Below are 25,141 nucleotides of genomic sequence, written 5' to 3'. Positions count from 1 at the left end.
GGCGCCGGAAGGCGCCTTTGTCGGTTGCGACCGTCGCTTTGCCGCGGAGTGTCAGCGGATCCTGCCGTCGGCCAGTTGCAGTTCCTCCTTGGCGAAGTCGTCGACGTCGATCACCTTGCGCCGTGCCGCTTCGGCCTGGTGCAGGGCTTGCGCCTGCTCGGCGCTCAGCACGCCGGCGGCGGCGCCGGCATCGATCGGGTTCTGCCCCGCTTGCGGCTGGACCCTGCCTTCCTTGATCGCCTTGTGCAGGGTTTTCTCCAGCGCGGCGCTTTCGCGTACCGCGTCGAAGGCGTGGGCGAGGGCACCGACCGGGTCCTGCGGGTCCTTCGGCAGGAACGCGCCGGCGAGGATCGCCTGCAACGCCGGGTCGTCGTCCGGACGGCCGAGGATTTCCGCGATCTCGGCGTCCAGTTCGTCGCCCGGCCCTTTGTGCCGGCGGCCGAACGGCAGTACCAGGACCTTCAGCGCGCAGCCGAAGAAGCGGCTGGGGAAGTTGTTCAGCAGGTCCTCCAGCGCCGCCTCGGCCTTGCCGAGGTTTTCCTCCATGGCCCAGCGCAGCAGCGGATGCAGGTAGTCCGGGTTGCCCAGGTCGTGGTAGCGCTTGAGCGCCGCCGAGCCCAGGTAGAGATAGCTGAGGACATCGCCGAGACGCGCGGAGAGGCGTTCCTTGCGCTTCAGTTCGCCGCCCAGCAGCATCATGCTGAAGTCGGCGAGCAGGGCGAAGGACGCCGCCAGGCGGTTCAGCGCGCGGAAGTAGGGACGGCTGATGCGGTCGCCGGGCGCGTTGCCGAGGTGGCCGCAGCTGAGACTGAGGAGGAAGCTGCTGGCGGCGTTGCCGACGGCGAAGCCGATGTGCTTCACCAGCAGCGCGTCGAACTCGCGGGCGGCCTGGTCCTTGTCCTCGCGCTGGGCCAGTTCCATTTCCTTGAGCACGTACGGATGGCAACGGATCGCGCCCTGGCCGAAGATCATCAGGTTGCGCGAGAGGATGTTCGCGCCTTCCACCGTGATGAAGATCGGCGCGCCCTGCCAGGAACGACCCAGGTAGTTGTTCGGGCCCATGATGATGCCCTTGCCGCCATGGATGTCCATCGCATGGGCGATGCACTCGCGGCCGCGCTCGGTGAGGTGGTACTTGAGGATCGCCGAAAGCACCGAGGGCTTCTCGCCGAGGTCCACCGCGTTGGCGGTGAGGATTCGCGCGCTGTCCATCAGCCAGGCGTTGCCGCCGATGCGGGCGAGCGCCTCCTGGATGCCTTCGAAGGCGGCGATCGGCACGTTGAACTGCTCGCGGACCTGGGCGTAGCGACCGCTGACGTAGCTGCTGGCCTTGCCGGCGCTGGTGCCCACCGCCGGCAGCGAGATGGAGCGTCCGACCGACAGGCAGTTCATCAGCATCATCCAGCCTTTGCCGATCATTTCCTGCCCGCCGATGATGTACTCCAGCGGCACGAACACGTCCTTGCCGGAGTTCGGACCGTTCATGAAGGCGGCGCCCAGCGGCACGTGGCGGCGGCCGATCTCGACCCCGGGGGTGTCGGTGGGGATCAGCGCCAGGGTGATGCCCAGGTCCTCCTCGTCGCCCAGCAGATGGTCCGGGTCGTGGCACTTGAAGGCCAGGCCGAGGAGGGTGGCCACCGGGCCGAGGGTGATGTAGCGCTTTTCCCAGGTCAGGCGCAGGCCGAGCACCTCGCGACCTTCCCATTCGCCCTTGCAGACGATGCCGACGTCGGTCATGCCGCCGGCATCGGAGCCCGCGTAGGGGCCGGTGAGGGCGAAGCAGGGGATGTCGTCGCCCTTGGCCAGGCTCGGCAGGTAGCGCTGGCGCTGCTCGTCGGTGCCGTAGTGGAGCAGCAGCTCGGCCGGGCCGAGGGAGTTCGGCACCATCACCGTCGAGGCCAGGTCGCCGCTACGGGTGGCGAGCTTCATCACTACCTGCGAGTGGGCGAAGGCGGAGAAGCCCTTGCCGCCGTACTCCTTGGGAATGATCAGGCCGAAGAAGCCGTGCTGCTTGATGAAGGCCCAGGCTTCTTCCGGCAGGTCCATGCGCTGGCCGATGTCCCAGTCGCTGACCATGGCGCAGAGTTCTTCGGTCGGGCCGTCGACGAAGGCCTGCTCTTCTTCGGTGAGTTGCGCCTTGGGGTAGTCGAGCAGTTTCTGCCAGTCCGGGCGGCCGCTGAACAATTCGCCATCCCACCACACGGTGCCCGCCTCGATGGCCTCGCGCTCGGTGTCGGACATCGGCGGCAGGACTTTCTGGAACCAGGCGAACAGCGGACCGCTGAGCACGCGCCGGCGCAGGTCGGGCAGGGCGAGGGGAAGCGCCACCGCCAGCCAGAGCAGCCAGAAGACCAGCAGCAGCCAGCCGGGCGCGTGGCTGAACACGCCCATCAGGATCAGGTAGGCGGCGCTGATGCCGAGCGCGGGAGCGGGTGGGGTACGCCGATGGGCGAGGTAAGCGACACCGAGTACCAGTACGACTAACCAGAGCAACAACATGCGGAATCCTCCATGAAGACGCCAGGCGGCGTCTCGAGCTTAGCCCGTTTGCCGCCGTTTGGCGGCAGGGCCGGTCAGCTTGGCCGGTTTGTCACGTTATAGGCGAAAACTTCCCGTTTAGACTGGGACAAATTGCCCGCCGGGAGCCCGCCATGCAGTCCTACCTACAATCCGGCCGCTTCGTGGATAGTGACCACCCGGTGGTGGTGGAGTTCGCGGAAAAATCCCGGGGGAATTCGGCGAAACCGCGTGACCAGGCGGTCGCGCTGTACTACGCGGTACGCGACGGGGTGCGCTACAACCCCTACGTGTTCAGCCGCGATCCGCAGACCCTGAAGGCCAGCCACGCGCTGCAGCAGGGCGAGTCCTATTGCGTGCCCAAGGCCATCCTGCTCGCCGCCTGCGCTCGGCATTGCCGGATTCCGGCGCGGATCGGCCTGGCCGACGTCCGCAACCACCTGGCCACGCCGCGCCTGCTGGAGGCGCTGCGCAGCGAGGTGTTCGCCATGCACGGCTATACCGAACTGTACCTCGAGGGCCGCTGGGTGAAGGCCACCCCGGCGTTCAACCGTGCCTTGTGCCGCGCCTTCGACGTCGCTCCGCTGGAGTTCGACGGCGTCGCCGACAGCGTCTTCCATCCATTCAACCGCCAGGGCGAGCGCTACATGGAGTACCTGGCCGATCACGGCCAGTTCGCCGACCTGCCGGAGGAACTGTTCTTCTCCCACTTGCAGCAGCACTATCCGCACCTGTTCTCCGGCCGCCCGCTGGCCCTGGACGGCGATTTCCAGGCCGAGGCCGGGCAAGATGAAGGGCGTCGATAGTCACCATCAGCCGGCGCGTCTTCCTTCTTCGGTCCATCCTCGGTAGGGTGCGGCATGTCGTCCGGGCGCTCCGGCGACCCATCCGCCGCATCAACCGAAGAGGGAACGCAGAGTATGTTGACCATCTGGGGCCGGAAGAACTCGAGCAATGTGCGCAAGGCGTTGTGGTGCGCCGAGGAGGCTGGCCTGGAGTACCGGACGGTGGATGCCGGCGGGGCGTTCGGCCTGGTGGATGAGCCGGCGTTCCGCGCGATGAACCCGAACGGTCGGGTGCCGGTGATCGAGGACGACGGCTTCGTCCTCTGGGAGTCCAACGCCATCGTCCGCTACCTGGCCGCCCGCTATGCGCCGGGCGACCTCTATCCGCAGGACCCGGTGCGCCGCGCCGACGCCGACAAGTGGATGGACTGGACCACCTCGACTCTCGCCGGGCCGTTCCGCGACCTGTTCTGGGGAACGCTGCGTACGCCGCCGGAGCAACGCGACGAGGCCCTGATCGCAAAGGCGTTGCAGACCTGCGGCGAGTTGCTGCGGGTGCCGGACCAGACCCTGGCCGGCCAACCCTGGCTGTCCGGCGAACGCTTCGGCATGGGTGACATTCCCCTGGGCTGTTTCATCTACGCCTGGTTCGAGATGCCCATCGAGCGCCCGCCGCTGCCCCACCTCGAGGCCTGGTACCTGCGCTTGCGCGAGCGCCCGGCGTTCCGCACCGCGGTAATGACCGAACTGACCTGAGCCGGCTACTGTTGCATTTTGTTACCCGTAGCCTTATCTAGCTCTTCCTCTTCACCTTCCGACACGGGAAGCCTAATGAGTTCCGCCCTGTCCATCCGTCAATTGACGAAAACCTACGGCAACGGTTTCCAGGCCCTCAAGGGCATCGACCTGGACGTCGCCGAAGGTGATTTCTTCGCCTTGCTCGGCCCCAACGGCGCGGGCAAGTCCACCACCATCGGGATTCTCTCGACCCTGGTGAACAAGACCAGCGGTTCGGTCTCGGTGTTCGGCCACGACCTCGACAAGGACCCGGCCGGCCTCAAGCGTTGCCTTGGCGTGGTGCCGCAGGAGTTCAACTTCAACCAGTTCGAGAAGGTCTTCGACATCGTCGTGACCCAGGCCGGCTACTACGGCATCCCGGCGAAGATCGCCAAGGAGCGCGCCGAGCGCTACCTGACCCAGCTGGGGCTGTGGGACAAGCGCAACGAAGCCTCGCGGATGCTCTCCGGCGGCATGAAGCGGCGCCTGATGATCGCCCGCGCACTGGTCCACCAGCCGCGCCTGCTGATCCTCGACGAGCCCACCGCCGGGGTCGACATCGAGCTGCGTCGTTCGATGTGGAGCTTCCTCACCGAACTCAACCAGGAAGGCATCAGCATCATCCTCACCACCCACTACCTGGAAGAGGCGGAGCAGCTCTGCCGCAACATCGCCATCATCGACCACGGCGAGATCGTGCAGAACACCAGCATGCGTGACCTGCTGATGACCCTGCATTCGGAAACCTTCCTGCTCGACCTGAAGAACGTCCAGGCCCTGCCGCCGACTCTCGACGGCTACCCGACGCGGCTGGTGGACGATCACACCCTCGAAGTGCAGGTGGAGAAAAGCCAGGGCATCAACGATCTGTTCGCCCAGTTGGGCGCACAAGGCATCGAGGTACTGAGCCTGCGCAACAAGACCAATCGCCTGGAGGAGCTGTTCGTGTCGCTGGTGGAGAAGAACCTGACGAGGATCGCCCGATGAGCAGCGAGCTGAGCGCCAACCTGGTCGCCCTGAACACCATCGTCTACCGCGAGGTGCGCCGCTTCACCCGGATCTGGCCGCAGACCCTGCTGCCGCCGGCGATCACCATGGTCCTGTACTTCGTGATCTTCGGCAATTTGATCGGCCGCCAGATCGGCGACATGGGCGGCTTCACCTACATGGAATACATCGTGCCCGGCCTGATCATGATGTCGGTGATCACCAACGCCTACGGCAACGTGGTGTCGAGCTTCTTCGGCAGCAAGTTCCAGCGCTCGGTGGAGGAGCTGCTGGTGTCGCCGGTATCGCCGCACACCATCCTCCTCGGCTACACCATCGGCGGCGTACTGCGCGGCCTGGCGGTGGGGGTGATCGTGACCATGCTGTCGCTGTTCTTCACCAAGCTGCAGGTGCACCACCTGGGCATCACGGTGCTGGTGGTGGTGCTTACCGCGACCATTTTCTCCCTGGGCGGTTTCATCAACGCGGTGTTCGCGCGCAACTTCGACGACATCTCGATCATCCCGACCTTCGTGCTGACGCCGCTGACCTACCTGGGCGGGGTGTTCTACTCGATCAACCTGCTGCCGCCGTTCTGGCAGACCGTGTCGCTGGCCAACCCGATCCTGCACATGGTCAACGCCTTCCGCTACGGCATCCTCGGCGTCTCCGACATTCGCATCGGCGTGGCCATCGGCTTCATGCTGCTGGCCACCGCGGTGCTCTATCTCGGCTGCGTAAGGCTGCTGGTGAGCGGGCGCGGCATGCGCCAATGAAACGCTCGAAGGCATGAAACAGAAGCCCCCGTCATGGGGGCTTCGCGTTTCATCGGCGCGGGCGAGCGAAATCGATGACGAAACGGGTCCAGCCGTCGGCAGACTCGCAGCGGATCTCGCCGCCGTGGGCCTGGACGATGGAGCGGCAGATCGCCAGGCCGAGCCCGGCGTGTTCACCCTGGCCTTCGCGGCGCGCCGGATCGGCACGATAGAACCGGTCGAACAGGCGCGGCAAGCGCTCGGGAGGAATCGCCGGACCCTGGTTCTCCACGCTCAGGCGTCGGTCGCCGAGACGGATACGTATCTCGCCGCCATCGGCGGTGAAGCGCAGGGCGTTGTCCAGCAGGTTGGCCAGCACCCGCCGCAGCATGCCGCGGTCGCCGGGCAGGCTCAGGCTGCCTTCGCGCAGCAGGCGGATGTCGCGGTCTTCCGCCAGCGGCTGGTAGAACTCCAGCAGCGAGTCGACTTCCGCGCCCAGGTCCAGGGCCTGGCGGCTGGGCGCCAGCAGGCCGTGGTCGGCCTTGGCCAGCAACAGCATGTCGTTGACCATCGCGGTGAGCCGTTCCAGCTCCTCGAGGTTGCCGTGCAGGGCCTCGCGATAATCCTCCAGCGAGCGTGGGCGGGACAATACCACCTGGGTCTGGGTCAGCAGACTGGTGAGCGGGGTGCGCAACTCGTGGGCGATGTCGGCGGAGAACGCCGAGAGGCGCTGGAAGGCTTCTTCCAGGCGCGCCAGCATGGCGTTCAGCTCGCCGGCCAGGCCGCGCAGCTCCTCTGGCATCCGGCTGGCGTCGAGGCGGGTGGTGAGGGAGTTGGCGGAAACCCGCGCGGCGACTTCGCGCATCCGTCGCAGCGGCGCCAGGCTGGCGCCGGTGGCCCAGGCGCCGAGCAGCGCCGTGGCCAGCGCCGACAGGCTCATGGTCAGCCAGATCAACTGGCGCATGCGTTGCAGGAAGTGCTGGTGATGACTGATGTCGAGGATCACGGTAAGTCGCGGCGAAGCGTCGTTGCCGGGCTCCAGCGGGGCGCCGAGTTCGCGGTTGGCGGGCAGGCCGGGATGCGCAGGCTGCGGCAGGCGCTCGAACCAGAGGTTGCCATCCGGGCCGTTCAGGCGCAGGCCGAGGTCGGGATGGCGTGCCAGTTCGCGCAGCAGTTCCGCTTCGCGGCGGCGCATCTGTTGTTCCGAGCCGAGGCCGCGCAGCTCATCGCGAAACACCGCGAGCTTGGCGGACATCGCCATATGGTCGAGCTCGACGAAATGCTCGTCGATGGCCCTGCTGAAGATCAATCCGGCGATCAGCGAGACCGCCGCCGTGCAGGCGGCGAACAGCAGGCTCAGGCGGACGCCGAGGGACATCCGCGAGCCGAACCCGGCGCTCATTCGTCGCGCTCTTCGAGAACGTAGCCCATGCCGCGCACGGTATGGATCAGGCGCTGCGGGTAGTCGTCGTCGACCTTGGCGCGCAGGCGGCGGATGGCCACCTCGATGACGTTGGTATCGCTGTCGAAGTTCATGTCCCAGACCTGCGAGGCGATCAGCGACTTGGGCAGCACCTCGCCGCTGCGCCGCAGCAGCAGTTCGAGCAGGGCGAACTCCTTGGCGGTGAGGTCGATCCGCTTGCCCTGGCGTTGCACCCGGCGGCGCAGCAAATCGAGTTCGAGGTCGGCCAGTTGCAGGGTGGTCTCCTGCAACTGCTGGCTGCCCCGGCGCAGCAGGGTGCGCACCCGGGCGAGCAGTTCGACGAAGGCGAACGGCTTCACCAGGTAATCGTCGGCGCCTTGTTCGAGGCCGCGCACGCGGTCCTCTACGGCATCGCGGGCGGTCAGGAACAGCACCGGTACGGTCATCCCGGCGTCGCGCACGCTGCGCAGGATCTGCCAGCCGTCACGGCCGGGCAGCATGACGTCGAGGATCAGCAGGTCGTAGTCGCCGCCCAGGGCCAGTTGCTCGCCCTCGTTGCCATCGTCGCTCAGGTCGACGGCGAAGCCTGCCTCGGCGAGCCCCTGGCGCAGGTACTGGCCGATGCGCGGTTCGTCTTCGACGATCAGCAGTTTCATGTTCATCCCTCGTTACATTTGCCGGCCATGCCGACCTGTTTCTGACAGCATCGTAATCAGTGGGTAACGGGGGCGACAGTGGCCCCCGCGCAGACTACAGGGGAACTCATTCGAGGAGACTTCCCATGCGTACCTTCACTGCCTCCACCCTCGCTTTCCTGCTGGTCCTCGCCCCGACCGTTCCGGCCATGGCCGACAGCGGCGGCGACATCGTCTTCGAGCGCATGCAGGCCCAGGCCGCCAAGGCTCGTGCCGCGCACCAGGAGAAACTGGCGAAGCAGGCCGAAGCGACGAAGAAGGACAAGGAAAACTGCTGATCGCCAGTTCTTCCACCCCCGGCTCCACACGGGATGACGGAGGGCTCCGATCCCGTCTTCACCCGCCACCGGTTCCCTGGTTTCCGGTCGGCGGGTTTTTTATGCCCGTCGGTGGCGCTGGGCGATCTTAGCCTTCGCGGTCCGCAACGGCGGCAAGCTGACAAAGATGTAATGCTCCCGACAGCCAGCCGGCAGGCGCAGCGACACAGGATAGGCGACATCAACCCGATGGAGATTCCCCGTATGTTTCCGCGCCGCCTGCTTCCCGCTTCCCTGATCGTCCTCGGCGTGCTTTTCGGTGCCAGCGCCCAGGCTTCGCCGGCCCACGGCCAGGCCTTCGGCAAGCCGGCCCAGGCCGCGCAGGCCAGCCGCAGCATCGAGGTGGTGCTCGGCGACATGTACTTCAAGCCGCGGGCGATCGAGGTCAAGGCCGGCGAGACGGTCCGCTTCGTGCTGAAGAACGAAGGCAAGCTGTTGCACGAGTTCAACCTGGGAGACGCGGCGATGCATGCCGAGCACCAGAAGGAGATGCTGGAGATGCAGCAGTCCGGGATGCTCACCCCGACCGGCATGGCGTCGATGGACCATAGTCAGATGGGCCACGGCATGGCCGGCATGGACCATGGCCGGATGATGAAGCACGACGACCCCAACAGCGTGCTGGTCGAGCCGGGCAAAAGCGCCGAGCTGACCTGGACCTTCGCCAAAGCCACCCGGCTGGAGTTCGCCTGCAACATCCCCGGCCACTACCAGGCCGGGATGGTCGGTCAACTGACCGTGCAGCCCTGAGCCGGCGGACGGCCGGCGTGAAGATGCCGGCCGATCCGTATACACTTGCCGCCGCCCGCCAGTGCGGCGCGGCGCGCGGGGAAGGGCCCTGCGCGATTCATCCAGCAGGTTTCCCTCATGCAGCATCCCGCCGAACATTCGCCGCTGGGCAAGACCAGCGAATACGTCTCCAGCTACACGCCGTCGCTGCTGTTTCCCATTTCACGCACGGCGAAATGGGCCGAGCTTGGCCTGAGCGCCGAGACCCTGCCTTATCGCGGCGTGGATATCTGGAACTGCTACGAGCTGTCCTGGCTGACCCCGGCCGGCAAGCCGGTGGTGGCGATCGGCGAGTTCTCGATCCCGGCGGACTCGCCGAACATCATCGAGTCGAAGTCGTTCAAGCTTTACCTCAATTCCCTCAACCAGTCCGCCTTCGATAGTCGCGAGGCGCTTCGCGCGGTATTGCAGAAAGACCTCTCGGCCGCTGCCGGGGCGCCCGTGGGCGTGCGCCTGCGCAGCCTCGACGAGGTTGCCGAGGAGGGCATCGGGCGTCTGCCGGGGCGCTGCATCGACGAGCTGGACATCGCCGTCGACGGCTACGAGCAGCCGCGCCCGGAACTGCTGCGCTGCGACGCCGGGCGGATCGTCGAGGAGCAGCTCTACAGCCACCTGCTCAAGTCCAACTGCCCGGTCACCGGCCAGCCCGACTGGGGCACCCTGGTGGTCGACTACCGGGGCCCGGCGCTGGACCCGGCCAGCCTGCTGGCCTACCTGGTTTCCTTCCGCCAGCACCAGGACTTCCACGAACAGTGCGTCGAACGCATCTTCCTCGACCTGCAGCGCCTGTTGCAGCCGCAGGCGCTCAGCGTCTACGCGCGCTACGTACGCCGTGGCGGCCTGGATATCAATCCCTACCGCAGCCTGGCGGAGGTCGCACCGGACAACCGACGCCTGGTGCGCCAGTAACGCCTCGCAACACGCGGATACGAAAAAGCCCCGGCCATGCCGGGGCTTTTCATTTCGGCAAGTCGTTCAGATACCCATGTTGGCCAGGCTCTGCACGATGGAGCGGAGCGTGCCGGCGAGGGTCGGGTGGCTGACCTCGAAGCGCTCGACGGCGAGGTTGACCCCATCGACCAGGCTGCCTTCGTTGAGGGCGTCCTCGTTGGCCAGTTTCAGTTCGATGTCCCTGATCAGGAGTTCCAGTTCGGCGCGCTGCTCTTCGTTCAGCGGCGGTTGTTGCTCCAGTTGCTCGCGCAGGGCGGACAGTTCGCGCAGCAGACTCTCTTTCGGCATGGTATTTCCCTCGACGTACAAGTCTTCGGTGGACCTCCGGCGGGCGCCGAAAGGTCCGTCCATGCCGAACAGATTAACCTGTCGGGCGCAGATGTGCGCGATCCGGATCAATCCGCAGCAGGCGTTCCAGCAGCGGGAAGAAGTGCGTCAGTTCGGGGGTGCGCATGGCCGGGTCCTTGGCCAGGTCGTCGAGGCGGCGCAGGGTCAGGCCGTCCTGGGCATAGGGCGCCTTGATGTAGGCCGCGGCGGCACGCTCGTCGAACGGCCCGCCTTGCAGCACCAGGCTGTGCCGGGAGGCCGGCGACAGGCTGGCGTGGTAGCTCGGGTCCACCGCGCAGAGAAAGCGCTTGGCCGATACGTGCAGGCGCACCGGCTGCCAGACCGACTCTGGGAACAGCTCGCGCAGCAGGCGTGCGCCGAATTCCTCGTGGCGCAGGTCCTCCTCGTCGATCTGCGCCGGGTCTTCGTAGAGGTGGCCGATATCGTGCAGCAGGGCGGCGACTACAAGGCTGTCCGAGCAACCGGCGCGCTCGGCCAGGGTCGCACACTGCAGCGCGTGCTCGGCCTGGCTGACTGCCTCGCCATAGGGCTCGGCGCCATGGCTGGCGAAGCGTTCGGCCAGTTCGTCGAGAAAGCGGTGACGGGCGCGGCTCATGGTTTTTCTCCTTTCAGGCGGCGGACGGCGAGGTCGTGCAGGCAGGGTTGCAGCTCGCCCAGGTGATCGATCACGGAATGCACGCCCAGGCGGTACAGTTCCAGGGTGGCGTCGGCGCGCAAGCGGTCGCGCTCGGTATGTCCGAGAGCGTCCCAGTCGGCTGGCGAGAGGCCGCACGACGGCCCGCTGGCGGCCAGGCCGATGGTCCATAGCCCGGCATTGAGTCCGGCCTGGAGTTGACGCGGTTGGGCGCTGACCAGCACGCAGCCGTCGAGGCGCTCGATGCCCAGCCGGGCGAGGGCCTGCCAGCAGCCATCGGGGGCCGGCCAGGGGCGCGCGCCGGCGAGGGGGATCAGGGCGTCCGCTCGGCCGAGCGGCGCGGCAAGGCGCTGGCAGACCGATTCCGGTAGCTCGTCCTGCCAGGCGTAGGGAATCCGTTGTTCGTCCAGGCTCTCCAGCAGGGCCACGGCACCGGCGATGGCTTCGGCCTGTTCCTCGGCGGCTTCGTCGAGGGCCTGCTCCAGGCGCTGGCGCTCGTTCTTGTTCGGCTTGCGCTGCAACAGGAAGCTTTGTGCCTCGGCGAAGGGCAGCAGACTGGCGTCGCGGAGGTGTTCGGCAGGGCTATGCGGATGGCTGCGCAGCAGCGCCAGGGACAGGGTCCGGGCGCCGAAATCCACCAGGCCGCCGGAGAGTCCGAAGAGCAGGGCGGTGAAGCGCGGGAGTTGGTCGGAGCTGGGCATGCGAAAGGCGTCTGGCAAATGGTCTAGGCCAGCCTAGAGGGGTTTTGTGACGCCGCCGTGACGTTTTCGTGGCAGTGGCGATAGGCCGACGGGCTGCCGTTATAATCGGCCGGTCTGAATCAGCGAGGCCGTCATGCCGGTCGATCAATCTCGTCAGTACCTGCGCATCCGCGACCAGCTCGCCGCGGATATCGCCCAGGGTGTGCTGCAAGTGAAACTTCCCTCCGAGCGGGAGTTGGCCGAGCGCTTCCTGTGTACCCGCATCACCCTTCGCGAAGCCCTGCAGCAATTGGAAACCGAAGGCCTGGTCTATCGCGAGAACCGCCGCGGCTGGTTCGTCGCGCCGCCGCGGATCCGCTACAACCCGACCCGTACCACCGGCTTCATGGAATACGTCAGCGCCCAGGGACGCCAGCCGCGTACCGAGACGCTGCACGCCGAGCGGCGTGCAGCCGGCGCCTGGCTGGCCAAGCGGATGGGGCTGGAGGACAGCGCGCCGGTGTATTTCCTGCAACGGCGCCGCTGGGTGGACGAGCGTCCGGTGCTGATCGAACTGATCGCCCTGGATGCCGGGTGGTGCCCAGGCCTGCTGGACCACGACCTCGATACTTCGCTGATGAGCCTGCTGCGCGAGCGTTTCGGCCTGCAGCCGACGCGCTGCCAACTGGCGATGCACCCGACCGCGCTGAACGCGGCCCAGGCCGAGCCGCTGCAACTGGCGCCGGGTTCGCCGGCGCTGTACCTGGAGCGACTGAGTTACGCGGAGGGGCAGAGGGTGGTCGAGTTCGACCAGGAGTTCTGGCGCCCGGACGCTCTGGAGATCGTGCTCGACGCGGCCTATCCGGGCGCCTGAGTCAGGCGATCGCGGCGCGTATGCTGTCCGGCACGGGCGTCGAACGGTTTTCCGCGTGGCGCACCCAGACCAGCTTGCAGTGGCCTTCGCCATAGGTGCCTTGCGGATCTTCCAGGGTGCGCAGGCGATGTTCCAGTACCAGGCTGCTGGTGCCCAGCCTGCCGGCGTACAGTTCCACCACCACGGTGGCCGGATGCACCACCGGCTTCAGGTAGGTGTGCAGGCTTTGCAGCACGACCGGCCCCTCGGCAGCGCCTTCCAGGTCGATGCCGAGGGTTTCGAACCAGGCCACCCGGGCCTCTTCCAGGTACTGGAAATAGAGGGTGTTGTTGACGTGCCCGTAGCTGTCCATGTCGCCCCAGCGCACCGGGATATGGGCCGTGTGTAGCAATTGTCTGTCAGCCATCTCGTAACTCTTCTAGTCTCAAAATCGATGCGAGCCTATATACTGCGCGCACGCTGAAGCCGCGCTGGCGGCCAAGACTAGTCATGCAAAGGAGATACAGCAATGCGCGCCCGCGGCGTGAACTGGATCGAACGTAGTGCCCGAATCCTGGCTTGCGCCAGCCTCGCATTGGCACCCACGCTGTCCCTGGCGGCCAGTGAAGAAGACCCTTGGGAAAGCATCAACCGTCCCATCTTCACCTTCAACGACACCCTGGACACCTATGCGCTGAAACCGCTGGCCCAGGGTTACCAGAAGGTCACCCCGAACTTCGTTCAGGACGGCGTGCACAACTTCTTCAACAACCTCGGCGACGTGAAGAACCTGGCCAACAACCTGTTGCAGGCCAAGTTCCACAATGCCGGCGTGGACACCAGCCGCCTGCTGTTCAACAGCACCTTCGGCCTGGCCGGCTTGATCGACGTGGCGACCCCGATGGGCCTGCAGCGCAACGATGAGGACTTCGGCCAGACCCTGGGTTATTGGGGCGTCGGCAGCGGCCCGTACGTGATGCTGCCGTTCCTCGGCCCGAGCACGCTGCGCGATGCCCCGGCGAAGATCCCGGACATCTATGTCAGTCCCTACCACTACATGGACGACGTACGCGCGCGCAACGTGATGTTCGGCATCAATACCGTCGACACCCGTGCCAACCTGCTGAAGTCGGAAAAACTGATCAGCGGCGACAAGTACATCTTCATCCGCAACGCCTACCTGCAGAACCGCGAGTTCAAGGTCAAGGACGGCGAGGTGGAGGACGACTTCTAAGTCGACCCGCTTCGTGCGACACCTGGAAAGGCGGCCCTTGGGTCGCCTTTCGTCGTTTCAGTGGATCGCGACGATGCTCAGCCCCAGGCTATGCCGACCCGGGCCGAGGCGTTCGCAGCGCACCACGCGGGCTTCCAGTTCCAGGCCGGTGAGCGTCTCGTGGGTGGACGGGATGCTCACCCGCAGGTGGTCGCCCGGAGCCAGTTCGCTTTGCGCTTCCAGCAGCAGCCCGCTGGCGGACAGGTCCCGGCACAGGGCCACCGACTCGCGGCCTTCGCAGCGGATGGTGACCGGGGTGTCGAGCTTCATGCGGATGAAGTCGCGCTTCTCGCTGTAGTTGTGCTCGATGGGCTGCATGGGCTGATCCTCATGGTCGGGGCGATGGGAGGGCGACTGGCAATCCTGGCGATTATCGTCAAAGTTTATACCGTGCGGACGGGATCGGACGGACAAAGGCGGATTTTCCGGCAAAGGTCAACGGCTTGAACTGCTCAACGGATGGGAGTACCGTCTGCGCCTTGTCGAACCCCGTAGCCGCGCTGTTGTCACTTACAATAAGCGCCTAGGACCCACTGTTTCCGGCGCCGTTTGCCTGGATGACCCATGCATAAAGTCAGTGCCACGCTGCTGATCATCGATGACGACGAGGTGGTGCGCGAAAGCCTCGCCGCCTACTTGGAAGACAGCAACTTCAAGGTGTTGCAGGCCCTCAACGGTCTGCAGGGCCTGCAGATCTTCGAAAGCGAACAGCCGGACCTGGTCATTTGCGATTTGCGCATGCCGCAGATCGACGGCCTCGAACTGATCCGCCGCATCCGCCAGACCGCTTCGGAAACGCCGATCATCGTACTTTCCGGAGCCGGCGTGATGAGCGATGCGGTGGAAGCCTTGCGCCTGGGCGCCGCCGACTACCTGATCAAGCCCCTGGAAGACCTCGCGGTGCTCGAGCATTCGGTGCGCCGGGCCCTGGATCGCGCTTACCTGCGGGTCGAGAACCAGCGCTACCGCGACAAGCTGGAAGCCGCCAACCGCGAATTGCAGGCCAGCCTGAACCTGCTCCAGGAAGACCAGAACGCCGGCCGCCAGGTGCAGATGAACATGCTTCCGGTGACGCCGTGGAGCATCGAGGGGCTGGAGTTTTCCCACCGGATCATTCCGTCGCTGTATCTCTCCGGCGACTTCGTCGACTACTTCCGGGTCGACGAGCGACGCGTGGCGTTCTACCTGGCCGACGTTTCCGGCCATGGCGCTTCCTCGGCCTTCGTCACGGTGCTGCTGAAGTTCATGACCACGCGCCTGCTCTATGAGTCGAGGCGCAACGGCACGCTCCCGGAGTTCAAGCCGTCCGAGGTGCTGGCGCACATCAACCGCGGCCTGATCAACACCAAGTTGGGCAAGCACGTGACCATGCTCGGCGGGGTCATCGACCTGGAGAAGAACAGCCTGACCTACAGCATCGGCGGCCACCTGCCGCTTCCTGTGTTGTTCGTCGAAGGGCAGGCGGGCTACCTGGAGGGCCGTGGCCTGCCGGTGGGCCTGTTCGACGATGCGACCTATGACGACCGGGTCATGGAGTTGCCGCCTTCCTTCAGCCTGTCGCTGTTTTCCGATGGCATCCTCGATGTGCTGCCAGGAGCTACGCTGAAGGAGAAAGAGGCTTCGCTACCGGAACAGGTGGCAGCCGCCGGAGGCACCCTCGACGGGCTGCGCCAGGTCTTCGGGCTGGCCAACCTGGCGGAGATGCCGGATGATATCGCCTTGCTGGTGTTGAGCAGGAACCTTGCATGAGTACCGGTAAAATCCAGTTTGCCGAACAGAACGGCTCCTTCGTTCTGAAATTCGTCGGTGAGGTCCGCCTCACCCTGTGCTCGGCCCTGGATTCCACCATCGAAAAGATCTTCGCTGCGCTGAATTTTTCGGCGATCATCATCGATCTTACGGAAACCCAGAGCATCGATAGCACCACGCTCGGCCTGCTGGCCAAGCTGTCCATCCTGTCGCGGCAGAAAATCGGCCTGTTGCCCACGCTGGTGACCACCAATCCGGACATTACCCGTCTGTTGCAGTCGATGGGCTTCGATCAGGTGTTCAATATCGTCGATCGTCCGATTCCGTGCCCGGAATGCCTGTCCGACCTGCCGCCGCAGGACCAGTCGGAAGATGTGGTGCGCGACAAGGTCCTGGAGGCGCACCGCATCCTGATGGGCCTCAACGAATCCAACCGCGAAGCCTTCCACGACCTGGTCAGCGCCCTGGAGCGCCATTAACCGGTCGATCCCTTCCCGAATTCCTGCTGAATCCTCCGCTGCGCCGGAACGGGACGCCCTGCATGCGCGTCCCGCCGGCAGCGGCGATCAGTGGCGGGTCGCCAACTGGTATTCGAGCTTTTCCTGGTCGCGTGCGAACAGGCGGATGCCTTCGGCCAGCTTTTCGGTGGCCATGGCGTCCTCGTTCATCTGCCAACGGAAAGCGCTCTCGTCGAGCACCTGGCGCGGCTCGCCTTCGCCCGGCAGCAGCAGGCGCGGCAGCTCGCCCTGGGCGTCAGCCAGTTGTTGCAGCAGGTCGGGACTGATGGTCAGGCGGTCGCAGCCGGCCAGTTGCTCGATCTGGCCGAGATTGCGGAAGCTGGCGCCCATCACCACCGTCTTGTAGCCGTTGGCCTTGTAGTAGCGATAGATGCGCGAGACCGACTGCACGCCGGGATCCTCGGCGCCGGCGTAGTCGCGGTTCTCGCTCTTCTTGTACCAGTCGTAGATGCGCCCGACGAACGGAGAGATGAGGAACACCCCGGCGTCGGCGCAGGCCACCGCCTGGGCGAAGGAGAACAGCAGGGTCAGGTTGGTCTGGATGCCCTCGCGTTCCAGAATCTCGGCGGCGCGGATTCCTTCCCAGGTGGAGGCGATCTTGATCAGAACCCGCTCGCGGTCGATGCCCTGTTCGTCGTACAGCTCGATCAGGCGGTGGGCGCGGGCGAGGGTGGCCTCGCTGTCGAACGACAGGCGCGCGTCGACTTCGGTGGAAATACGTCCGGGAATGACTCCGAGGATGTCCTTGCCGACTGCCACGGCGAAGCGGTCGCAAGCCAGTCCGGCGTCGCCGCCGCTACCTGCGGTAGCCTGTCGAAGGTGCTCGGCGTAGCGCGGCAGGGCGGCGGCCTTGAGCAGCAGCGACGGGTTGGTGGTGGCGTCCACCGGCTTCAGGCGGGCAATGGCATCGAAGTCGCCGGTGTCGGCGACCACCGTGGTGTATTGCTTGAGTTGTTCCAGCTTCGAAGTCATGGCGAGGTCTTGTCAGGTGGGTTCTTGGGAAGAAGAATTCCCCGACCTTACCCGAGCCGCAGGCGCGGCTCAATGGGAGCTATCGCCCCGCCAGAAGTTCCAGCGCCTGGTCGAAAACCCGCAGCGGATCGGCGGCCTTGTGCACGTCCACCGAGAGCAACTGGCGGAATCGCCGGGAGCCGGGGAAGCCCTGGGCCAGGCCGAGGATATGGCGGGTCACGTGATGCATCGCGCCGCCTTCGGCCTGGTGTCGCTCGATGTACGGACGCAGACGGAGCAAGGCCTCGCTGCGACTGAGCGGCGGCGCTTCGCTGCCGAACAACTGGCTGTCCACCGCGGCCAGCAGGTAGGGGTTGTGGTAGGCCTCGCGACCGAGCATCACGCCGTCGAAGGTCTGCAGGTGCTCGCGGCAGGCCTCGAGGGTCTTGATGCCGCCGTTGAGGACGATCTCCAGGTCCGGGAAGTCCTTCTTCAATTGCGCCGCGACCTCGTAGCGCAGCGGCGGCACCTCGCGGTTCTCCTTGGGCGAGAGCCCTTCGAGGATGGCGATCCGCGCATGCACGGTGAAGCTCCGGCAGCCGGCCTCGCGCACCTGGCCGACGAAATCGCAGAGCTCGGCATAGCTGTCGCGCCCGTTGATACCGATGCGGTGCTTCACCGTCACCGCTATCTCCACCGCATCCAGCATCGCCTTCACGCAGTCAGCCACCAGCGCCGGATGCCCCATCAAGCAGGCGCCGATCATGTTGTGCTGGACCCGGTCGCTGGGGCAGCCGACGTTGAGGTTGACCTCGTCGTAGCCGGCCTCTTCCGCCAGCCGCGCGCAGGCCGCCAGTTCCGCCGGCACACTGCCGCCCAGTTGCAGCGCCAGTGGGTGCTCGCATTCGTCGTAGCGGAGGAAGCGCTGGCGATCGCCGTGCAGCAACGCGCCGGTAGTGACCATCTCGGTGTAGAGCAAGGTGTGACGGGACAACTGGCGCAGGAAGAAGCGGCAGTGGCGATCGGTCCAGTCCATCATCGGTGCGACAGAAAACCTCCTAGATACCGTAGTTGCTGGGCTTGCGAGTATTTCTGCGGGTTTCATGGGGTTTCCGGTTGCTGCTGATTCACTCCGATTTGCTACCGTTTAGCACTATTGCTTAATCTCCTTTGCTTAAATGTAGCAACGCGAGACGGGCGTGTAGCAAATGGGGACGATTACTCAAAGGAAGCGCAAGGATGGGTCCGCAGCTTTTACGGCTCAGATCCGCATCATGCGACAGGGGAAGGCAGTTTATCAGGAAAGCCAGACGTTCGACCGGAAGGCGGCGGCCCAGAACTGGCTGAAGCGCCGAGAGGCAGAGTTGGCAGCGCCAGGCGCGATCGAGCGAGCCAATCGCAAGGGCGTCACTGTACGGGAAATGATCAAGCAGTATCTTGAGGAGTACGGGAAACTGCGACCGTTGGGCAGGACTAAGGAGGCGACGCTCCAGGCGATAGCTGCGACATGGCTGGGGGATGTGGTCGACCGGGACCTGACTTCCCAGGTGTTGGTCGAGTACGCAATGGATCGCATCGAGAAGGGCGGCGTGCAGCCGCAGACTGTAGGCAACGATCTTTCTCACCTCGGTGCCGTCTTGACGGTTGCGCGCCCAGCATGGGGCTACGAGGTGGATCCGGTGGCCATGGCCGACGCCAGGCGCGTTCTGCGCAAGATGGGAGGGGTTTCCAGGAGCAACGAGCGGGACAGGCGCCCAACTTTGGAGGAGCTTGACACCATCCTTGCCTACTTCGTTGAAATGCGGGAGCGTCGCAAGCAGCAGATCGACATGGTTCGGATGATCGGCTTTGCGATTTTCTCAACGCGCCGCCAGGAAGAGATCACCCGGATCCGCTGGGACGCCATCGACGAAGCACGCCAGGCAGTGCTGATCACCGACATGAAGAATCCGGGCCAGAAATACGGGAATGATGTCTGGTGCCACCTGCCAGATCAGGCATGGCGAATTTTGCATTCGATGCCCCGGCGCGAGGAGTTCGTGTTCCCCTATAACGCGAAGTCGGTCAGCGCTTCGTTTACCAGGGCTTGCAGCTTCTTGGAGATCGATGATCTCCACTTTCACGACCTGCGCCATGACGGCATCAGTCGGCTTTTCGAGATCGGATGGGATATTCCGCGCGTGGCCAGCGTCTCGGGCCACCGGGACTGGAATTCGATGCGGCGATACACGCATCTGAGAGGGAACGGCGACAAGTACGAAGACTGGCCGTGGTTGGAGCAGATAATAGAGGGCCCCACGATCGAGGCCCGGTAGGCGGGAGGGTTAGGATGCACGGCGCAGGGTTCTGCGCCCCATGAGCTTTTCGTGCTCCTCCTTCGCCGTTCTGTGCCGTTCGTCAAGGTAGTTCGCCAGGTCCGTCAGGTGTACGCCACGCGCAGACTTCTGGCTGTTCTCCATGCGTACCAGCGGCAAGTCGATTTCGCCGGCCGCTACCTTCATCTTCATTTTCTCGGGGGTCAGGTGGCTGAAGTAGTCGGCGCAGACGCGTTCGAGGGGAATGATGGCGGCGCCATCGTACTGAGCCATCAACAGAAACAGGGTGTTCATTGGGCGTTACCTATCCCAGCTCTCCGGCCGGGCTGTTCCGCGACCCTTTCCGTTGGGCCGCGGGCATGGATGATTTCAGGTAGGATGTACCGGCTCACCGGTGACGGGACCAGCCTTGGCGGGCATGTGCCCCTGATCCGGTGGGCTTTCGCTGGGCGAAGGTCTGGCCGGAAACGGCGTTCCCGGCAGGATGCCCAGGGCGTCGGTGGCGCGTTGGACGATGTTGAGCGCCACTTGCAGCGCCGCCGCGTCGTCTTGCATGCGCATGAGCGCGGTCATCTTGGGCCGGTGCTCGGCACACACTCTGTCGCGAAGCTGACCGGCGGCGCGGCGAACAGCGTCGGCCGTGCCGTGGTGCTGGAGCACCAGCGCCATGACCAATACCACGTCGACGCTGTGCATCTGCATCGTTGTGGTCCGCAGGAGCCAGCGGGGAAGTGCGATGCCTGGTTTCTGCTTCATCCGAAGCACCCCGTCTGCCATGCCGCCAGCGTGCGGATGATCGGGAATATCTCCACCAGCCCCACCACGGCCAGGCCGAGGGCTGCGATGATGCCGAGGGCGGTCAGTGCTCTACGCATCGCTTGGCCCTCCCTGGCTCGCCGCTGCTCGGTCGAGGCGTTCGATCTCGGCCAGGATCAAGGCGCCGGCCTTGACCATGTTGCGCCGCCCGTCAGGACTTGGTTTCCACCACGACTTGTCCCATGGCCAGAAACGCGAAGGGTCGCCAGCAGGATATGCGAGAGAAAACATGGCGTAGCAGCCCGCTGCGGACGCCAGCGCGCCGGTGTCGTGCGCATCGTCATGCTCCGGCATCCAGCCCTCTGCCTCGACCTGCCGGAGGCGCTCGGCTTGAACATCGAGCCAGGCCTGCGGCACTTCCTTGCCGGGCGCGGCGGCGAGCATCTGCCGGTAAATCTCGCCGATGCTGTTTACCGCGTCATAACGCAGGGACTGGCCGACAAAGGTCATCTGCGACGTCGGGTCCATCGGTACGAGCTTCCACCCCTCCGGCACGCTGTGCTGAGCCTGGGCGGCATCCTCGGACGCCTTCACGCATGACTTGATCGAGGCCAGCAGGTAGGACCATGCGAAACCGCGCTCCTGGGACGGGCGCAAGCCGAGCGCACGCGCTACGTCATCGCGACACTGCTTGTCCAGGTCGTGGAGTTGCTGAGCCTGGGCTACAGGGGCGGCGTAGAGCTTCGTGCCGACAGGGAGTTTCGTCGCATAGCTGTGGCGAACGATCACTGCTGTCAGGGTGCCGCCGCTTTCACGCACTTCGCCCACAGGTTCTTGCTTCTCCAGCTCCGCCTCTGCCTGCTCGGACTTGAGTGCTTCGGCAGGCGCTTCGTTGAACGCTTTCGCATGCGGGGCGAGGTTGAGCGGGTCGAGTTGCTCGCGAAACGCCTGGAGCCGCTCGATGCGCTCCGCCTCTTGCTCCGGAGTGGACTCGAACTCGTACAGCCGCTGGGCGGCTTCGACTACCAGCCGCGACGACACGCCAGCGCTGAAGCGGACGCCACCGACCTTGGCTGGCTGTTCCAGCTTGGGCCAATGGTTGAATGCTCGACGGGCGAGGGCAATGTCGCATACCGCAGCTGGAACAGGCTGGCCGTCCTCGCCCTCGAGTTCGTTGGCCAGCCACTCTTCGAAGCTGGCTTCCGATCGAGCCGGCGCCTGGTCCTTGATCAGGGCCAGCAGGCTCTCGGCTGAGGAGTGAACGTCGTCGAGTTCCGTCGACCAGCGGCGCGGGGTGTTGTCGTGGATGTTGTCCAGGGCTTCGACGATGCCGCGCAGGCGGGTGGCGCACTGCTCGATCAGTTGGTGTTGGGTAGAGGACATTGCGGTGTCTCCGGTTGCTCCGGCGCCGGCGGCCGGCAGCGGAAGCATTTGCACAGGCCTATCCGTTGGCCTGTGGTGCGGCAGATGGTGGGGCGGTTCATTGCGGTACTCAGGTGAAGAGGGTGGGCTGGGCGCTCTTGTCCAGCGCCTGCTTGGGCAACTTCAGGCCGCACAGCCGGAGGGCCTGCTTGTGGTTGAGGGAGGCCGCCACAGCAACAGGCCTGGCATGCTGGTCGATGTAGGACTTCGGCCAGGGCGCGCGCCCGCGCGCGGTGAGTATGCCGGCGTGGTCGAGCGGCCAGGTCCGTGCGGCGGCCAGGTTGGATGTCCGGCCGGCGGCCTCGGGTACCCAGACCAGGCAGTTGCCGTCCCAGTCCCTGTCGTAGGCGACGTAGATGCGGTCGTCCGCCGGCGCGCCGGCGAGTGCCTGCGTCCGGGACAGGTCCAGGTCCTGGTGATCGACGCCGTACTCGGCCCGGGCGCGCACGTAGTCGACCGGCCAGGGCAGATCGGTTTCCCGGCACTTGTACTGCCGAACGGCATGGGCGCTGGTGAACGTCTCGGCTTCGTCGAGGTTGGTGGTGTAGCCGCCGCCGGCGCGCCAGAACGTTGCTCGGCTCCCGACGTTGCTGCGGCTGTCTTGCAGGTAGAAGAGGTCGGTCATGGCGCATCCTCCGCAGGACCGGTGATGTGCTCCGCGTGCAGAGCGCGCATTCCCAGATTGGTGGCTACGGTGAACTCCAGCCTGGCGCCCTTCGAGTCCATCCAGCCGGGCAGCAGAGCGATTGCCTGGCAGGTGAGCAGCTTCTGCAGGTCGAGCCGCAGGTAGTCGGCCCACTCGAAGCCCGGAATCTCGCCGTGCTCGGCGGGGTTCTCGACCTGGTACCCGAGGCCTCGCAGGCGCGCGGCTTCGGCGTGGAACGCGGGGAAGTTGTGTTCGGGCAGGCCAGTCATGGGGCCTGCGAGGTAGATGCGCTGGGTCACGGCAGCAACTCCTCCCCGACCTGGCGGGCATGCTTGAGGCTGCCGGCCCTGATGCGCTTCCAGTTCTTCCCCCAGTCCTCCGTCAGGCCGCCCTGGCTCACGAAGAACGGGCCGTGCTTCACGAACACGGCGCCGCCGGCGTTGCGCATGACGAAGTAGGTGTTGTCGTCGACCGGCTCGTCCGCTCGGTCATGCTCGATTGCCCTGTCGGCCGGCGCCGTGCGCCAGTCCGGCCAGGTGCGCGCCTCGTTCTTCGTCTGCTTGGCGACCAGGGCGTCGATTATCTGCGCCGGAGTGGCGCCGGTACGCCAAGCCCCGTCCAGAGCGAGAATCACAACGTCGATCCACTCGGCCAGGTCGCCAGGGGCTTCATCGATCTCGCGCAGCTCCTTGCGGATGTGGTCGATGACGCCGGCGGCGCGCGACCCTGGCCCGAACGTGCGTTCGCTGAACCGGCGCTGGCGCTCCAGGTGCAGGTCGAAACGGAACACGTCCAGGCGCCCCTGGGCGCGGCCAAGCGCGTAGGCCTCGTCCTGGAACATCAGGAGGTGATCGTCGGGGTGGTTCTGGTTCGTCGTCATGGCGGAGTTGTTGTTTTCTGCGGACATAGGAGTACCTCTCGCCTGCTGGCGCAATGGCATGGAGTGGGGTAGGTTCGGGAGCCCGGCATGGGGCCGGAGCAAGGAGATGCAAATGGCAGTAGCAATTGAAGATAACGATGGCCACACCCAGATCTACGATACGGCCGTGAAGGTCGAGGTCGAAGGGGACAAGTACGTGGTTTACGGCCCTTTCAAGTCGGTTCTTGCCGTTGTCCCCCGGGACGACGTGAAGCGCCTGGCCTCTGATGAGGAATCCCCAATCTAACGGGATCCACCAGTGATTTTGTAGTGCAACTGTTTATTGCGGCGGCCCTTTTCAGGGCCGCTCTTCTTTCTGATCCACACTCAACCCCACCGCTACCTGCCGCACCCAGATGGGCGTATTGCTGAGCATGAACGTCTCGCCCTGCTCGGCCAGCAGCAGGGTGGTGCCCATCACGCCGGCGATGGCCTCGGCCGCGGCCGGTGGTACGGCGTTGCCGATGCGCTCGCGCCAGTCGCTGTCGCTCAGGCCGTCGAGGACCAACTGCTCTTCGGGGTCGACCAAGCTCTGCAGCGCGGCGAGTTCCAGGGTGGTAAACGGCCTGTGCCAGGTGCCGTCCAGCGACTGGATGATGCAGGTCAGCCGGTCGTTCGCCGCCGGCATGCGCGGGTCGGCGACGCTCCACCGGCCATTGTCGTGCCTGGCGCTGGCCGACACTGCGCCGGCGGACTGGTTGAAGCCCACCACTCCGTAGTGGCCGCCGGTGAGGTAGGAGTCTCCCTTCGTCCGGTTGAGCACCCGCGGGTCTTCGACGCATTGCCCTGTGCCGTGGGCACTGGTAACCGCTTGTGCATGGCGGCTCCAAGGCACGATGCGGAACTCGTTCGAGTGTTTGGCAGGGCCGCTGTGGCGCGGATCAGCCACGGCGAAAGCGCCCTGGCCGGTGGTGCTGGCGGCGATCACGGTGCCGGACGGACCGTCCCAGTCAGTGACCGGGTACTTGCCGAAGCTCTGCCCGCGCGGATCGGCGACGGAGTACGTGCCCTGGCCGGGCGACTTGACGCCGATGATGGCGCCGGAGGTGTCGGTCCAGCGGCGGACGCCGTACTGCTGGTATTGCATAGCGTTTGCCGGTGCGCGCGGGTCCGCTACCGAGAACGCCCCGTTCGTGGGGCCGCTGCGGCCGGCGATGGTGCCCATGCTGTCGTTCCAACCGTGAACGCCCATGTAGCCTGCCTGATATTTCGGGACGATGATCAGATCGCGCAGGTAGCCGTCCTCAACGGCCAGGTCGTTCAAACTGCGCCAGTCGCTGCCGGCTCGCACCAGGGCGAGGCGCACCCAGGTCTTCCACTGCAGGGACGGCACGCGGTGCATCGGGCCTGCGGCCTCAATGTCGCCGGGAAGCGGCATGCGGCCGAGGATGTCGCCGACGGCGCGGAGCGACTTCTTCTCTGGCTCGTATAGGAAGGGCGGCACTTTCTCGACGTGCCGCGCGACAAGCAGGAAGCGCTTGCGCGATTGGGCCAGGCCGCCGAGTTCGCCGCAGTCGTGAGTGGTTTCCGCCACGGCGTAGCCGAAGCCACCGAGCAGGCTGTTGATCTGGTCCAGCAGGTGCCGACCGCGGCTGGCCAGGCGCGGGACGTTCTCGAAGACGATCAGGGGCACCGGGTCATCGGCCCAGGCTTCGCCCATGAGCCAGATGCAGCGCAGAGTCAATTCGTTGAGTGCCTGGTATTTTGGGGTGAGGCTCAACTTCTCGGACAGCAGGCCGGAGGCCCCCTTGCAGGGGCTGGAGATGAACACCGCGTCCGGGCGCTTGCCCTGGGCGGCGCGGCGCACATCCTCGGGGGTGGCCTCCCGCCAGCCTGTCGGCGGCTCCTTGCCGTGGAACCGCACGTACTGGTCGCGGGTGAAGAGGTCCAGCAGGGTGCCCGGGACACCGGCCAGGCGCTCGAAGTCGCGCAATCCGGCCGGGTCCACGTCGATCCCGCCGAGGCAGACCCATTCGGCCTCGACGTTGCCGACCCGCGGGCGCGCCCGGTTGAAACCGGCGGCACCGCCGCCCAGGCCGCAGCAGAAGTGGAAGTGGTAGAGAGTGCGCTTGATCATGCGG

At 65.6% G+C, this 25,141-nt stretch carries 31 protein-coding genes; 13 read left to right on the top strand and 18 right to left on the bottom strand.

What is annotated here, in order from left to right; genetic code table 11:
* Positions 1-51 precede the first annotated feature (51 nt).
* Positions 52-2,499 (bottom strand): acyl-CoA dehydrogenase, encoded by a 2,448-nt coding sequence (locus tag HMPREF1224_RS16320; protein WP_003108955.1) that lies wholly within the window; start codon positions 2,497-2,499, stop codon positions 52-54.
* Between the two features lie 152 nt (positions 2,500-2,651).
* On the opposite strand from HMPREF1224_RS16320, the gene HMPREF1224_RS16315 reads away from it, so the two are divergent.
* The 4 genes from HMPREF1224_RS16315 (at position 2,652) to HMPREF1224_RS16300 (ending at position 5,842) form a co-directional block, all read left to right on the top strand.
* Complete coding sequence (locus HMPREF1224_RS16315; protein WP_003098789.1) at positions 2,652-3,323, top strand: transglutaminase-like domain-containing protein; 672 nt, start codon at positions 2,652-2,654, stop codon at positions 3,321-3,323.
* Between the two features lie 114 nt (positions 3,324-3,437).
* The gene (locus HMPREF1224_RS16310; protein ID WP_003108953.1) at positions 3,438-4,058 is read left to right on the top strand and encodes a glutathione S-transferase family protein; all 621 of its coding nucleotides are present in this window, start codon (positions 3,438-3,440) and stop codon (positions 4,056-4,058) included.
* Positions 4,059-4,133: 75 nt separating this feature from the next.
* Complete coding sequence (locus HMPREF1224_RS16305; RefSeq protein WP_003090885.1) at positions 4,134-5,066, top strand: ABC transporter ATP-binding protein; 933 nt, start codon at positions 4,134-4,136, stop codon at positions 5,064-5,066.
* Complete coding sequence (locus HMPREF1224_RS16300) at positions 5,063-5,842, top strand: ABC transporter permease (protein WP_003090884.1); 780 nt, start codon at positions 5,063-5,065, stop codon at positions 5,840-5,842. Before HMPREF1224_RS16305 ends, HMPREF1224_RS16300 begins: the two co-directional genes overlap by 4 nt.
* Before the next feature lie 49 nt (positions 5,843-5,891).
* Here the strand turns inward: HMPREF1224_RS16300 and HMPREF1224_RS16295 are convergent, their stop codons facing one another.
* Positions 5,892-7,223, bottom strand: a complete 1,332-nt coding sequence (locus tag HMPREF1224_RS16295) for a sensor histidine kinase (RefSeq protein ID WP_003090883.1) — start codon at positions 7,221-7,223, stop codon at positions 5,892-5,894.
* Positions 7,220-7,900, bottom strand: a complete 681-nt coding sequence (locus HMPREF1224_RS16290; protein WP_003098784.1) for a heavy metal response regulator transcription factor — start codon at positions 7,898-7,900, stop codon at positions 7,220-7,222. Before HMPREF1224_RS16290 ends, HMPREF1224_RS16295 begins: the two co-directional genes overlap by 4 nt.
* A 125-nt stretch (positions 7,901-8,025) precedes the next feature.
* Between HMPREF1224_RS16290 and ptrA the strand changes: the two genes are divergently transcribed.
* The 3 genes from ptrA (at position 8,026) to queF (ending at position 9,954) form a co-directional block, all read left to right on the top strand.
* Entirely contained in the window at positions 8,026-8,217 is a 192-nt protein-coding gene (gene ptrA, locus HMPREF1224_RS16285; RefSeq protein WP_003090881.1) for a T3SS anti-activator PtrA, read from the top strand.
* 171 nt (positions 8,218-8,388) lie between these two features.
* Complete coding sequence (locus tag HMPREF1224_RS16280) at positions 8,389-9,006, top strand: copper-resistant cuproprotein CopI (protein WP_003119888.1); 618 nt, start codon at positions 8,389-8,391, stop codon at positions 9,004-9,006.
* 117 nt (positions 9,007-9,123) lie between these two features.
* Positions 9,124-9,954, top strand: coding sequence for an NADPH-dependent 7-cyano-7-deazaguanine reductase QueF (gene queF / locus HMPREF1224_RS16275; RefSeq protein ID WP_003098780.1), 831 nt, complete (start codon positions 9,124-9,126; stop codon positions 9,952-9,954).
* Between the two features lie 66 nt (positions 9,955-10,020).
* On the opposite strand, the gene HMPREF1224_RS16270 is transcribed toward queF, so the two are convergent.
* From HMPREF1224_RS16270 to HMPREF1224_RS16260, 3 genes are all read right to left on the bottom strand, one after another.
* A complete protein-coding gene (locus HMPREF1224_RS16270; RefSeq protein ID WP_003090878.1) occupies positions 10,021-10,284 on the bottom strand; it encodes a DUF4404 family protein in 264 nt (87 codons plus the stop codon).
* A gap of 73 nt (positions 10,285-10,357) precedes the next feature.
* The gene (locus tag HMPREF1224_RS16265; protein ID WP_003090877.1) at positions 10,358-10,939 is read right to left on the bottom strand and encodes a phosphonate degradation HD-domain oxygenase; all 582 of its coding nucleotides are present in this window, start codon (positions 10,937-10,939) and stop codon (positions 10,358-10,360) included.
* Positions 10,936-11,679, bottom strand: a complete 744-nt coding sequence (locus HMPREF1224_RS16260; protein WP_003116578.1) for an HAD superfamily inactivated hydrolase PcrP — start codon at positions 11,677-11,679, stop codon at positions 10,936-10,938. The genes HMPREF1224_RS16265 and HMPREF1224_RS16260 overlap by 4 nt, the downstream gene beginning before the upstream one ends.
* Before the next feature lie 133 nt (positions 11,680-11,812).
* Here HMPREF1224_RS16260 and HMPREF1224_RS16255 point away from each other — a divergent pair, with 133 nt between their 5' ends.
* The gene (locus tag HMPREF1224_RS16255; protein ID WP_003104061.1) at positions 11,813-12,532 is read left to right on the top strand and encodes a UTRA domain-containing protein; all 720 of its coding nucleotides are present in this window, start codon (positions 11,813-11,815) and stop codon (positions 12,530-12,532) included.
* Between the two features lies 1 nt (position 12,533).
* Here the strand turns inward: HMPREF1224_RS16255 and HMPREF1224_RS16250 are convergent, their stop codons facing one another.
* Positions 12,534-12,938 (bottom strand): acyl-CoA thioesterase, encoded by a 405-nt coding sequence (locus HMPREF1224_RS16250; RefSeq protein WP_004350269.1) that lies wholly within the window; start codon positions 12,936-12,938, stop codon positions 12,534-12,536.
* A 102-nt stretch (positions 12,939-13,040) separates the two neighbouring features.
* On the opposite strand from HMPREF1224_RS16250, the gene HMPREF1224_RS16245 reads away from it, so the two are divergent.
* A complete protein-coding gene (locus tag HMPREF1224_RS16245; protein ID WP_003114777.1) occupies positions 13,041-13,745 on the top strand; it encodes an MlaA family lipoprotein in 705 nt (234 codons plus the stop codon).
* 57 nt (positions 13,746-13,802) lie between these two features.
* Here HMPREF1224_RS16245 and pilZ read toward each other — a convergent pair whose 3' ends face one another.
* Positions 13,803-14,102: a cyclic di-GMP-binding protein PilZ gene (gene pilZ, locus HMPREF1224_RS16240; RefSeq protein ID WP_003104055.1), complete on the bottom strand. Its 300-nt coding sequence runs from the start codon at positions 14,100-14,102 to the stop codon at positions 13,803-13,805.
* A 246-nt stretch (positions 14,103-14,348) separates the two neighbouring features.
* On the opposite strand from pilZ, the gene rssB reads away from it, so the two are divergent.
* Positions 14,349-15,533, top strand: coding sequence for a two-component system response regulator RssB (rssB, locus tag HMPREF1224_RS16235; protein ID WP_003114778.1), 1,185 nt, complete (start codon positions 14,349-14,351; stop codon positions 15,531-15,533).
* Positions 15,530-16,012 (top strand): anti-sigma factor antagonist RssC, encoded by a 483-nt coding sequence (rssC, locus tag HMPREF1224_RS16230; protein ID WP_003104052.1) that lies wholly within the window; start codon positions 15,530-15,532, stop codon positions 16,010-16,012. Before rssB ends, rssC begins: the two co-directional genes overlap by 4 nt.
* Before the next feature lie 87 nt (positions 16,013-16,099).
* Here the strand turns inward: rssC and tal are convergent, their stop codons facing one another.
* Together tal and dusA are read right to left on the bottom strand one after the other, a co-directional pair.
* The gene (gene tal / locus HMPREF1224_RS16225) at positions 16,100-17,023 is read right to left on the bottom strand and encodes a transaldolase (RefSeq protein ID WP_003090868.1); all 924 of its coding nucleotides are present in this window, start codon (positions 17,021-17,023) and stop codon (positions 16,100-16,102) included.
* Between the two features lie 79 nt (positions 17,024-17,102).
* Complete coding sequence (gene dusA, locus HMPREF1224_RS16220) at positions 17,103-18,107, bottom strand: tRNA dihydrouridine(20/20a) synthase DusA (RefSeq protein WP_023911957.1); 1,005 nt, start codon at positions 18,105-18,107, stop codon at positions 17,103-17,105.
* Positions 18,108-18,210: 103 nt separating this feature from the next.
* On the opposite strand from dusA, the gene HMPREF1224_RS16215 reads away from it, so the two are divergent.
* A complete protein-coding gene (locus HMPREF1224_RS16215) occupies positions 18,211-19,317 on the top strand; it encodes a tyrosine-type recombinase/integrase (protein ID WP_031628314.1) in 1,107 nt (368 codons plus the stop codon).
* A gap of 9 nt (positions 19,318-19,326) precedes the next feature.
* Here the strand turns inward: HMPREF1224_RS16215 and HMPREF1224_RS16210 are convergent, their stop codons facing one another.
* From HMPREF1224_RS16210 to HMPREF1224_RS16185, 7 genes are all read right to left on the bottom strand, one after another.
* On the bottom strand, positions 19,327-19,611 hold the full coding sequence (locus tag HMPREF1224_RS16210) for a pyocin activator PrtN family protein (RefSeq protein ID WP_003160559.1): 285 nt from the start codon (positions 19,609-19,611) through the stop codon (positions 19,327-19,329).
* A gap of 75 nt (positions 19,612-19,686) precedes the next feature.
* Positions 19,687-20,073 (bottom strand): DUF7740 domain-containing protein, encoded by a 387-nt coding sequence (locus HMPREF1224_RS16205; protein WP_025991793.1) that lies wholly within the window; start codon positions 20,071-20,073, stop codon positions 19,687-19,689.
* Positions 20,070-20,192 (bottom strand): hypothetical protein, encoded by a 123-nt coding sequence (locus HMPREF1224_RS45880; RefSeq protein WP_010793161.1) that lies wholly within the window; start codon positions 20,190-20,192, stop codon positions 20,070-20,072. Before HMPREF1224_RS45880 ends, HMPREF1224_RS16205 begins: the two co-directional genes overlap by 4 nt.
* Entirely contained in the window at positions 20,185-21,456 is a 1,272-nt protein-coding gene (locus HMPREF1224_RS45875; RefSeq protein WP_010793160.1) for a hypothetical protein, read from the bottom strand. The genes HMPREF1224_RS45880 and HMPREF1224_RS45875 overlap by 8 nt, the downstream gene beginning before the upstream one ends.
* 109 nt (positions 21,457-21,565) lie before the next feature.
* Positions 21,566-22,120 carry a hypothetical protein gene (locus tag HMPREF1224_RS16195; RefSeq protein WP_010793159.1) on the bottom strand — a complete coding sequence of 185 codons (555 nt, stop codon included), beginning with the start codon at positions 22,118-22,120 and terminating at the stop codon, positions 21,566-21,568.
* A complete protein-coding gene (locus HMPREF1224_RS16190) occupies positions 22,117-22,440 on the bottom strand; it encodes a DUF4406 domain-containing protein (protein ID WP_003160553.1) in 324 nt (107 codons plus the stop codon). Before HMPREF1224_RS16190 ends, HMPREF1224_RS16195 begins: the two co-directional genes overlap by 4 nt.
* Complete coding sequence (locus HMPREF1224_RS16185; protein ID WP_010793158.1) at positions 22,437-23,048, bottom strand: dATP/dGTP pyrophosphohydrolase domain-containing protein; 612 nt, start codon at positions 23,046-23,048, stop codon at positions 22,437-22,439. The genes HMPREF1224_RS16190 and HMPREF1224_RS16185 overlap by 4 nt, the downstream gene beginning before the upstream one ends.
* A gap of 85 nt (positions 23,049-23,133) precedes the next feature.
* On the opposite strand from HMPREF1224_RS16185, the gene HMPREF1224_RS45315 reads away from it, so the two are divergent.
* Positions 23,134-23,307: a hypothetical protein gene (locus HMPREF1224_RS45315; protein ID WP_010793157.1), complete on the top strand. Its 174-nt coding sequence runs from the start codon at positions 23,134-23,136 to the stop codon at positions 23,305-23,307.
* Positions 23,308-23,358: 51 nt separating this feature from the next.
* On the opposite strand, the gene HMPREF1224_RS16180 is transcribed toward HMPREF1224_RS45315, so the two are convergent.
* On the bottom strand, positions 23,359-25,137 hold the full coding sequence (locus HMPREF1224_RS16180) for a DNA cytosine methyltransferase (RefSeq protein WP_010793156.1): 1,779 nt from the start codon (positions 25,135-25,137) through the stop codon (positions 23,359-23,361).
* Positions 25,138-25,141 lie beyond the last annotated feature (4 nt).

The sequence above is a fragment of the Pseudomonas sp. P179 genome (assembly GCF_000478485.2).
In the GTDB taxonomy this organism is placed as follows: Bacteria; Pseudomonadota; Gammaproteobacteria; order Pseudomonadales; family Pseudomonadaceae; genus Pseudomonas; species Pseudomonas aeruginosa.
The sequence above is the reverse complement of the archived record's forward strand: the minus strand, read 5'-3'. Positions and strand labels throughout refer to the sequence as shown.

What these genes read in the sequence shown, in the direction of transcription:
- HMPREF1224_RS45880 (WP_010793161.1), bottom strand. Translation starts at nt 20,192, where the DNA reads ATGCGTAGAGCACTGACCGCCCTCGGCATCATCGCAGCCCTCGGCCTG.
- HMPREF1224_RS16195 (WP_010793159.1), bottom strand. Translation starts at nt 22,120, where the DNA reads ATGACCGACCTCTTCTACCTGCAAGACAGCCGCAGCAACGTCGGGAGC.
- pilZ (WP_003104055.1), bottom strand. Translation starts at nt 14,102, where the DNA reads ATGCAGCCCATCGAGCACAACTACAGCGAGAAGCGCGACTTCATCCGC.
- HMPREF1224_RS16305 (WP_003090885.1), top strand. Translation starts at nt 4,134, where the DNA reads ATGAGTTCCGCCCTGTCCATCCGTCAATTGACGAAAACCTACGGCAAC.
- ptrA (WP_003090881.1), top strand. Translation starts at nt 8,026, where the DNA reads ATGCGTACCTTCACTGCCTCCACCCTCGCTTTCCTGCTGGTCCTCGCC.
- HMPREF1224_RS16320 (WP_003108955.1), bottom strand. Translation starts at nt 2,499, where the DNA reads ATGTTGTTGCTCTGGTTAGTCGTACTGGTACTCGGTGTCGCTTACCTC.
- HMPREF1224_RS16215 (WP_031628314.1), top strand. Translation starts at nt 18,211, where the DNA reads ATGGGGACGATTACTCAAAGGAAGCGCAAGGATGGGTCCGCAGCTTTT.
- HMPREF1224_RS16185 (WP_010793158.1), bottom strand. Translation starts at nt 23,048, where the DNA reads ATGTCCGCAGAAAACAACAACTCCGCCATGACGACGAACCAGAACCAC.
- HMPREF1224_RS16255 (WP_003104061.1), top strand. Translation starts at nt 11,813, where the DNA reads ATGCCGGTCGATCAATCTCGTCAGTACCTGCGCATCCGCGACCAGCTC.
- HMPREF1224_RS16250 (WP_004350269.1), bottom strand. Translation starts at nt 12,938, where the DNA reads ATGGCTGACAGACAATTGCTACACACGGCCCATATCCCGGTGCGCTGG.
- tal (WP_003090868.1), bottom strand. Translation starts at nt 17,023, where the DNA reads ATGACTTCGAAGCTGGAACAACTCAAGCAATACACCACGGTGGTCGCC.
- HMPREF1224_RS16205 (WP_025991793.1), bottom strand. Translation starts at nt 20,073, where the DNA reads ATGAAGCAGAAACCAGGCATCGCACTTCCCCGCTGGCTCCTGCGGACC.
- rssC (WP_003104052.1), top strand. Translation starts at nt 15,530, where the DNA reads ATGAGTACCGGTAAAATCCAGTTTGCCGAACAGAACGGCTCCTTCGTT.
- HMPREF1224_RS16280 (WP_003119888.1), top strand. Translation starts at nt 8,389, where the DNA reads ATGCTCCCGACAGCCAGCCGGCAGGCGCAGCGACACAGGATAGGCGAC.
- queF (WP_003098780.1), top strand. Translation starts at nt 9,124, where the DNA reads ATGCAGCATCCCGCCGAACATTCGCCGCTGGGCAAGACCAGCGAATAC.
- HMPREF1224_RS45315 (WP_010793157.1), top strand. Translation starts at nt 23,134, where the DNA reads ATGGCAGTAGCAATTGAAGATAACGATGGCCACACCCAGATCTACGAT.
- HMPREF1224_RS16315 (WP_003098789.1), top strand. Translation starts at nt 2,652, where the DNA reads ATGCAGTCCTACCTACAATCCGGCCGCTTCGTGGATAGTGACCACCCG.
- HMPREF1224_RS16245 (WP_003114777.1), top strand. Translation starts at nt 13,041, where the DNA reads ATGCGCGCCCGCGGCGTGAACTGGATCGAACGTAGTGCCCGAATCCTG.
- HMPREF1224_RS16265 (WP_003090877.1), bottom strand. Translation starts at nt 10,939, where the DNA reads ATGAGCCGCGCCCGTCACCGCTTTCTCGACGAACTGGCCGAACGCTTC.
- HMPREF1224_RS16295 (WP_003090883.1), bottom strand. Translation starts at nt 7,223, where the DNA reads ATGAGCGCCGGGTTCGGCTCGCGGATGTCCCTCGGCGTCCGCCTGAGC.
- HMPREF1224_RS16310 (WP_003108953.1), top strand. Translation starts at nt 3,438, where the DNA reads ATGTTGACCATCTGGGGCCGGAAGAACTCGAGCAATGTGCGCAAGGCG.
- dusA (WP_023911957.1), bottom strand. Translation starts at nt 18,107, where the DNA reads ATGAAACCCGCAGAAATACTCGCAAGCCCAGCAACTACGGTATCTAGG.
- HMPREF1224_RS16290 (WP_003098784.1), bottom strand. Translation starts at nt 7,900, where the DNA reads ATGAAACTGCTGATCGTCGAAGACGAACCGCGCATCGGCCAGTACCTG.
- HMPREF1224_RS16180 (WP_010793156.1), bottom strand. Translation starts at nt 25,137, where the DNA reads ATGATCAAGCGCACTCTCTACCACTTCCACTTCTGCTGCGGCCTGGGC.
- rssB (WP_003114778.1), top strand. Translation starts at nt 14,349, where the DNA reads ATGCATAAAGTCAGTGCCACGCTGCTGATCATCGATGACGACGAGGTG.
- HMPREF1224_RS16300 (WP_003090884.1), top strand. Translation starts at nt 5,063, where the DNA reads ATGAGCAGCGAGCTGAGCGCCAACCTGGTCGCCCTGAACACCATCGTC.
- HMPREF1224_RS16210 (WP_003160559.1), bottom strand. Translation starts at nt 19,611, where the DNA reads ATGAACACCCTGTTTCTGTTGATGGCTCAGTACGATGGCGCCGCCATC.
- HMPREF1224_RS16260 (WP_003116578.1), bottom strand. Translation starts at nt 11,679, where the DNA reads ATGCCCAGCTCCGACCAACTCCCGCGCTTCACCGCCCTGCTCTTCGGA.
- HMPREF1224_RS16270 (WP_003090878.1), bottom strand. Translation starts at nt 10,284, where the DNA reads ATGCCGAAAGAGAGTCTGCTGCGCGAACTGTCCGCCCTGCGCGAGCAA.
- HMPREF1224_RS45875 (WP_010793160.1), bottom strand. Translation starts at nt 21,456, where the DNA reads ATGTCCTCTACCCAACACCAACTGATCGAGCAGTGCGCCACCCGCCTG.